Annotated in this window: 3 protein-coding genes; 2 read left to right on the forward strand and 1 reads right to left on the reverse strand. The window is 46.9% G+C overall.

What is annotated here, in order from left to right:
- Nucleotides 1-159 precede the first annotated feature (159 nt).
- The gene (locus QUA62_RS07450; RefSeq protein ID WP_333403289.1) at nucleotides 160-2,205 is read right to left on the reverse strand and encodes a S8 family serine peptidase; all 2,046 of its coding nucleotides are present in this window, start codon (nucleotides 2,203-2,205) and stop codon (nucleotides 160-162) included.
- Nucleotides 2,206-2,459: 254 nt separating this feature from the next.
- Between QUA62_RS07450 and QUA62_RS07455 the strand changes: the two genes are divergently transcribed.
- Both QUA62_RS07455 and QUA62_RS07460 read left to right on the forward strand, forming a co-directional pair.
- A complete protein-coding gene (locus QUA62_RS07455) occupies nucleotides 2,460-3,509 on the forward strand; it encodes a lysylphosphatidylglycerol synthase domain-containing protein (RefSeq protein WP_333403290.1) in 1,050 nt (349 codons plus the stop codon).
- Nucleotides 3,510-3,839: 330 nt separating this feature from the next.
- Nucleotides 3,840-7,303, forward strand: a 3,464-nt coding sequence (locus QUA62_RS07460) for a DUF4347 domain-containing protein (RefSeq protein WP_333403291.1), incomplete at its 3' end; no start/stop codon positions are given.

Raw genomic sequence — 7,303 nt, forward strand, 5'->3', positions numbered from 1 at the left:
CCAAAAGTAGTGATACAGATTAATTTTAGGGAAGCGTCTGTAGGGACAGGGCAATGCCATGTCCGGCGCGGGGAGTAGGACACGGCATTGCCGTGTCCCCACGGTTTGCTTTTAATAATTGGTAGAAGATTGAGGATTGTAGAGCGCACCAGATCGAATTCAAACCGATCGATTGGCAGTTTCCGCAAGAATCCTCTTAATATCAGCAGGAGTCAGACTCGGATTAGCTTGTAACATTAAAGCTATCACCCCGGATACTTGTGGCACTGCCATTGAAGTACCCGCAAAATATTGATAGGGAATCCCCGGTTCCGAAAGCGACACAGTTGAATAAACGTCACCAGAACCCGTCGTGCCACCGTCGCCGCCCGGACCAACAAAATAATTAATGGCCTCCGAACCCGCCCGGTTAGAATAATTCGCAAACAAGCCATTTCGGCTAACAGCACCGACAGCAATTCCTACCTCATTGGCAAACCGAGCTGGATAATCTGCTTGTGCGCGAGCATCATTTCCGGCAGCCGAAATCACGATCGCGCCTTGAGCTTCCGCCGCTCGAATCGCATTCAATTCTTGATCGTTCAACTGTAGGCCACCCAAACTCACATTAATAATCTTCGCTCCATTTGCCACCGCATAATTAATCGCATTAATTTCATCCCGAATTTTACCCACTCCTGCCCCATCAAGTATTTTTAAAGGCATAATCTTCGCAGTGGGAGCCGTTCCAGTAATCCCAACCCCATCTTTTTTCGCAGCAACTAAACCCGATATATGAGTGCCGTGATTGTTATCATCCATCGGGTCATTATCGTTGTTGACAAAATCCCATCCTCGGAAATCGTCAACAAAGCCATTGTTGTCATCATCAACCCCGTTGCTAGCTTTATTGCGACCGATCGCATCAACACCAGTTTCCCCCCCATTGCTCCAAATATTCCCCGTCAAATCCGGGTGATTGTAGTCAACTCCGCTGTCGATAACTGCCACCACAATTCCGTCTCCAGTCAAGCCTTGGGCCCAAACTTCTGGAGCTTTAATTAAATCTCTGCCCCAATCCTCGCCACCCAAATCGGGAACATCAGGAAAAGTTGCAGTACCTTGAGCTTTAGCAACTGCTGCCGCTGCATTCACCAAACCGAACCCAAAACGAGAGTCAAAACCCTGCAAGTTGCTCGGATTGTTAGGAGAAACAGTTGCAGGAGTTGCAGACAGATTTAGGGTGAAATCTGTACTGCCTTGGTATTGATAAATTCGGACAAAGTAAGTTCCTGCGGCTACACCGTCGATGTCGATCGACTCCGGCGATAAATTCGGTTGTTGAGAAGAAGCAATAATATCGGTGAAGTCAATAGAATTGTCGCCGTTAAGATCTTTAATTAGAGCAACGTCAACATCAGCCGTCAAACCGCTGACAGTTAATTTAAAGTCGCTAATTGCAGGCAAAATAAAGCGGTAAAGGCCGTCTGGCCGGGCGTTGCTAACCGAGTCTGCGATCGTTTGAGTGTCGCCCAAAATGCCTAAATCGCGAGCTTGATCCAGTTGGTTGCCCAATACGGTAGTTGCAGAGATGAATGTATCGGCGAGGTCTTGTGGAGATGCGTTGGCTACCAAGCCTAAAATAGCATTGGATTGGCGAATTTTAATTAATGTATTGGAAATACCGGGGGCGATCGAGATTTCTTCGAGGATCAAGTCAGCTTCGGTAAGGTTGTCAGTCAGTCCGATCGAATCCACAAAACTGTTAAAGTCAGTAATAACGTCTGCAGCAGCCGGATCGGTGACTGCGGAGTCGCTGCGGAGGACAAAGGTATCGAAGCCCAAACCCCCTGTCAGCATATCTTTGCCGCCATCGCCCACTAAAACGTCGCTGCCAGAGTCACCGTTGAGGGCGTCATCTCCCTTACCTCCCTGCAAGGTATCGCTGCCGGCATCGCCAAACAGGATGTCGCTGCTGACACCGCCGTTAAGCACATCGTTGTCTGCACCCCCGAACAGGGTATCGGAATTGCTGCCGCCGAGAATGCGATCGTTACCATTATCGCCGCTGATGCGATCGGCATCCGACGAACCGATAATAAAATCGTTGCCGCCGAGGGCAAAAAATCCGTTAGGATAAGGAGTCAAAAAGCCCGGAGTCAAGGCGAAACTATTGGGGCTATCATCTAAAAGATAGGAAAGACCGTCAGGGCTCGGGCCGGGCATAGAAATGTACTCCTAGCGAGGTATATCGATCTAAATTTTAGATTTTAAATTTAAGTTTGTGGTTAAAAACGCCCTAAATAGTCTGTAACGCGGGCATTACGCACAGTTTGTAGAGGTCTGCATAGGTGAGGTTAAACAGATTTATTCCGTCATATCATGCCGTGTAAATCAACCACAATTCCGGCTTAGCCCATCTCAAATATAAAATCTAAAACACTATAACTTAATCCCAAATTCAAAATCGGGATCAGAAAATGGGAAAACCACACTTGCATCGAATTCAGAATTTTTTGAAGATCGCGAAGTCGCATTTAAAGCCTTATTTGCGCTATTTGATTTTGGGCGGGACGTTTTTATTTATTGCCAAAGCTTTTTTAACTCACTGGCGAGAAGTCGCGAATATCCAAATTCGAGCCGAAAGTTTTCCGTTGCTGGCGATCGCCCTCGGCGTCACTTTACTTTCTCTAATTATTGTCGGCTGGGTGTGGATGTTGATTTTGCGGGAATTCCGCCAACCTGTAAATGCCGCCTGGGCGATTCAAGTTTTTCTCAAAACTAATATTGCCAAGTATTTGCCGGGGAATATTTGGCATTTTTGGGGTCGAATATTGGAGGCCAAAAAGGCCGGCATTTTCCCCAAAGCTGCTACTCTCAGCGTGTTGCTGGAACCGCTGCTGATGGCTTCGGCAGGCGTTTTGATTGGGTTGATTTGTTTTGACAAATTCAATTGGTTTTGGCGGATTGTCGGTTTTACTGCTATTTTAACGGCGATTCATCCCCGAATTTTAAATCCGATCGTTCTCTTTGTAGAGCGGTTGAAGTTATCCAAGAACAAGGGGGAAAATTCAAAGGCTGAGGAGGCTGCGGAGGAGCAACTAAATTTTCCTACAGAGTCTACTTCCAACATAGCTAAAAAAACATTGCGTGTCAAGTCCGGTCGCCAAATTAATTGGCCAATTAAACGCTATCCTTTAGTGCCGTTAATCGGACAAATGTGTTTTATCGGATTGCGGGGCTGCGGATTTTTGCTAACTGTAACGGCTTTAACTCCGGTGAACTTTAGCAATATTCCCAACTTGTTCGGTGCTTTTTGTTTTGCGTTTGTTGTCGGTTTAATCGTACCGGGTGCACCGGGGGGAATGGGAGTATTTGAAGCAACGGCGATCGCCCTGCTGTCCGATCGCTTTTCTACGGGTATAATTCTGAGTGCCGTGGCTTTGTATCGGATAATTAGCATTCTGGCGGATGTTTCGGGTGCTGTTTTGGCAAAGCTCGATCGGCAGCGCGATCGGCACAGTAAGTGAGTGGGAAAATATATGAGGCTAGCGGACTGACCGCGATTAGGAGGAGTCGAAAATATGTATTTTTATTAAAATTTTTTACATACGTACGTATGCTGGGTATAGTTGAGTTAATAAAAAAATCTCAACTCATTTGTTTAGGGTGCTAAAAAAAAAGCCACAAACAATAGAGTCGGATTCAATAAATTTAAGACCTGCAAACAAACCGAGTTGCTCTCATAAAATCACAGTTTTAGGGATTTCTACCGTGAAGAAAACGTTTTTTTTTAGTTCCGGTGTGCTTGTCCTAGATTTATGAAAAATTGTTAACTTTAAGCTATAGGGTACACAGCCATGATGCCAGTTTTATCAGCAGGTGCGAGCAAACTTCCGAATCAAATCAACGCCGACAAGGGGAGTTTTGGGGAAAAGAGCGATCGGCCCAATAACCCCAGTACAATAGTATTTATAGATGCGGCAGTAGCAGACTATCAAACACTTCTAGATGGAGTGAAATTGGGAGTAGAAGCAATAGTTATCGACTCCCACAGAGATGGAGTCGAACAAATTAGCGAAGTGCTAGCTAATCGCACTAATATTGACAGCATTCATCTAGTTTCCCACGGCGAACCGGGAAGCTTGCAACTCGGTAAAACCAGACTGTCTGTCGATAACCTACAAGCTTATAGCAAGCAATTTCAGCAATGGCGACGCGCTTTAACAATTGATGCAGACATCCTGATTTACGGCTGCAACGTAGCAGCAGCATCCCCCGCTTGTCAGAAATTCCGCCAGGGAATAAATTCCCTGTCTCAAAGCGAAAGTCGGTTGAAACCGACTAAAAACAATTTCATTAAACAGTCCTCTAAAGAGGACTTTTGCTATGAGACGGGGGTGGAAACGAACGGCGGACTCGATGAACAAGCCGTAGATGGTGTCCAATTCCTCCACCGCATTGCATCCCTCACCGGTGCAAATATCGCCGCATCTAAATATCTCACGGGGAGTGCAAAATTAGGTGGGAATTGGGAACTAGAAGAAAAAATCGGCAACATTAAATCGCCCCTAGCATTCGAGTCAAACGCGATGCAAAATTATGCGTCTGTTTTGGCTACCATCGTTACCAATATTTTCGATAGCGGTACAGGTTCTCTAAGACAGGCCATTAACGAAGCTAATTCCAATCCCGGATTAGACATAATTGAATTTAACATTACCGACCCAGGGCCTCATAGGATTACCCTAAATGAAGCCTTACCTGTCATCACCAGCCCAGTTAGGATCAATGGCAGATCTCAACCTGGATATGCTGGTAAACCCCTTATCGAACTAAATGGTAGTTTAGTACAAAGATCTTCGTCTCCTTCGTCTCCCTATGTCGCTGGTTTAGAGTTAGGGAAAAGCCCTTTTGTCGGCGCAGAAGATTCCCGTGGCAGTACCATTGAAGGATTGGTTATTAACGGATTTGGAAAGGGCTCAAATTTCGCTGGCAAGGGCATTCTGATTACAACTAATAACAATACCATCCAAGACAACTACATTGGTACTGATATTAGCGGTACGACGGCTGTAGGCAACACTGGCTATGGCGTCCACATCCAAAGTTACACTCAAAACAATTATCCTAATGTCACCACCCTAACAGGCAATATTATCTCGGGAAACGTCATCTCTGGTAACGAAGGTATTGCAGGTATATTTATTGCTGGAACAGATTCAGGGGGAGTCACAAACACCAAAATTACTGGCAATTACATAGGGACTGATGCCACGGGGACAATAGCTTTAGGCAACGATGGCGATGGCATTCTTATCTCCTACCGCAACGCGAATAATACGATCATCGGCGGTACTGCAGCCGGAGAAGGAAATGTCATTGCTAACAATAATGGTAGTGGTATTGAAATTATTGCAAGTTCCGCCAGCAACACTATTCAAGGGAATAGCATCTTTAACAACAAAGAATTAGGAATTGACTTACTCGGCAATACTGGCATCACTCCCAACGATTTAGGCGACGCTGATACAGGTAGCAATAATCTGCAAAATTTCCCGGTTCTGACCTCAGTTAGCGGCAACACAGTCAGCGGCATTCTCAACAGCACTCCTAACGCCACCTTCCGCGTCGAATTCTTTGCAAATACCAGTTATCACCCGGCAGGTGCAGGTCAAGGTGAAACTTTTCTAGGTTTCCAAGACGTTACGACAGATAGTGCTGGCAATGCTAATATCAACTTCGCCTACTCTCCAGTAGCAGGCAAACCGGTTCTCGCCGCTACTGCTACTAACAAAACTACAGGGGATACCTCGGAATTTTCCCTTCGCCGCACTCAACCACCAGTCAACACTGTACCGGGAAAAACAACTACTACCACAACTAACTCTAACAATATTACCCTCAACAGCGGAGACTTGGTATATAACGTTTTAGCGACACCGTATCCGTCTGAGATCGAGGTTTCAGGCGTGACGGGAAATGTAGACAGCGTTACAGCCACTCTCAACAATGTCCAAACTTTTAATGGCTTGGATGGTTCATCGCAGGTAATCAACCTCTTGCTAGTTGGCCCAGAGGGACAAAATGTAGTGTTAATGTCTCAGGTGGGCTCTGCACCACTTAACAACATCAGGCTGAACTTCGATGATAATGCGGCTGCGTTTCTTCGTCAGCCATACCCTACTACTTTGCCGATTATTACTTCAGGCAAGTACAAACCGAGTAACTATTCGTTAAACGGTTTTCGCGATATTTATCCCTTTTTGTATAACAACAATACGCAAACACCGACCGGGGCACCAGAAGGGCCTTACGGTTCGACTCTTTCTGTTTTTAATAAAACTAACCCCAATGGTAGTTGGAAATTGTATGCAGTTGATGCCAACCAAGAGAATAGTAAAGCTTCCGGTGCTACTACTCCGGGAAATATTGCTAGCTGGAGTGTCAACATTACTACTGATGGCAAAGAAACGACGACTGAAAATACTCCTCGCATCTTCTCTGCTAGCAACGGTAATAGTATCTCTGTATCGGATTCCGATAGTGAGTCTGTCGAAGTTAATCTCAGCGTTACCAGCGGAATTATTACGCTCAATTCGCTGACAGGTTTAACGGGATCGGGGAATGGCAGCAACAGCCTGATTTATACGGGAAAACAGGCTGATATTAATGCTGCTTTAGAGGGTTTAACTTATACGCCCAATCCGAACTTTGTTGGAACGGATACGCTGACTTTGACGACAAACGATCGCGGAGCGCCAGAATTAGGCGGTGCTCAAACCGATAGCGATCGTGTGAATATTACCGTCAACCCACTAACTCCGACACCAACTCCACCGACGCCAACTCCACCAACACCAACTCCGACGCCAACTCCGACGCCAACTCCGACGCCGACTCCTGCGGAAACTCCGACGCCGACTCCTGCGGAAACTCCGACGCCGACTCCACCAACGCCAACTCCGACTCCTGCGGAAACTCCGACCCCGACTCCACCAACTCCAACTCCTGCGGAAACTCCGACGCCGACTCCACCAACGCCAACTCCGACTCCTGCGGAAACTCCGACGCCGACTCCACCAACTCCAACTCCTGCGGAAACTCCGACGCCGACTCCACCAACTCCAACTCCTGCGGAAACTCCGACGCCGACTCCACCAACTCCAACTCCTGCGGAAACTCCGACGCCGACTCCACCAACTCCAACTCCTGCGGAAACTCCGACGCCGACTCCACCAACTCCAACTCCTGCGGAAACTCCGACGCCGACTCCACCAACTCCAACTCCTGCGGAAACTCCGACGCCGACTCCACCAACTCC

The organism is Microcoleus sp. MON1_C1, from assembly GCF_036701945.1.
Classification (GTDB): domain Bacteria; phylum Cyanobacteriota; class Cyanobacteriia; order Cyanobacteriales; family Microcoleaceae; genus Microcoleus.

What these genes read in the sequence shown, in the direction of transcription:
- QUA62_RS07450 (WP_333403289.1), bottom strand. Translation starts at nt 2,205, where the DNA reads ATGCCCGGCCCGAGCCCTGACGGTCTTTCCTATCTTTTAGATGATAGC.
- QUA62_RS07455 (WP_333403290.1), top strand. Translation starts at nt 2,460, where the DNA reads ATGGGAAAACCACACTTGCATCGAATTCAGAATTTTTTGAAGATCGCG.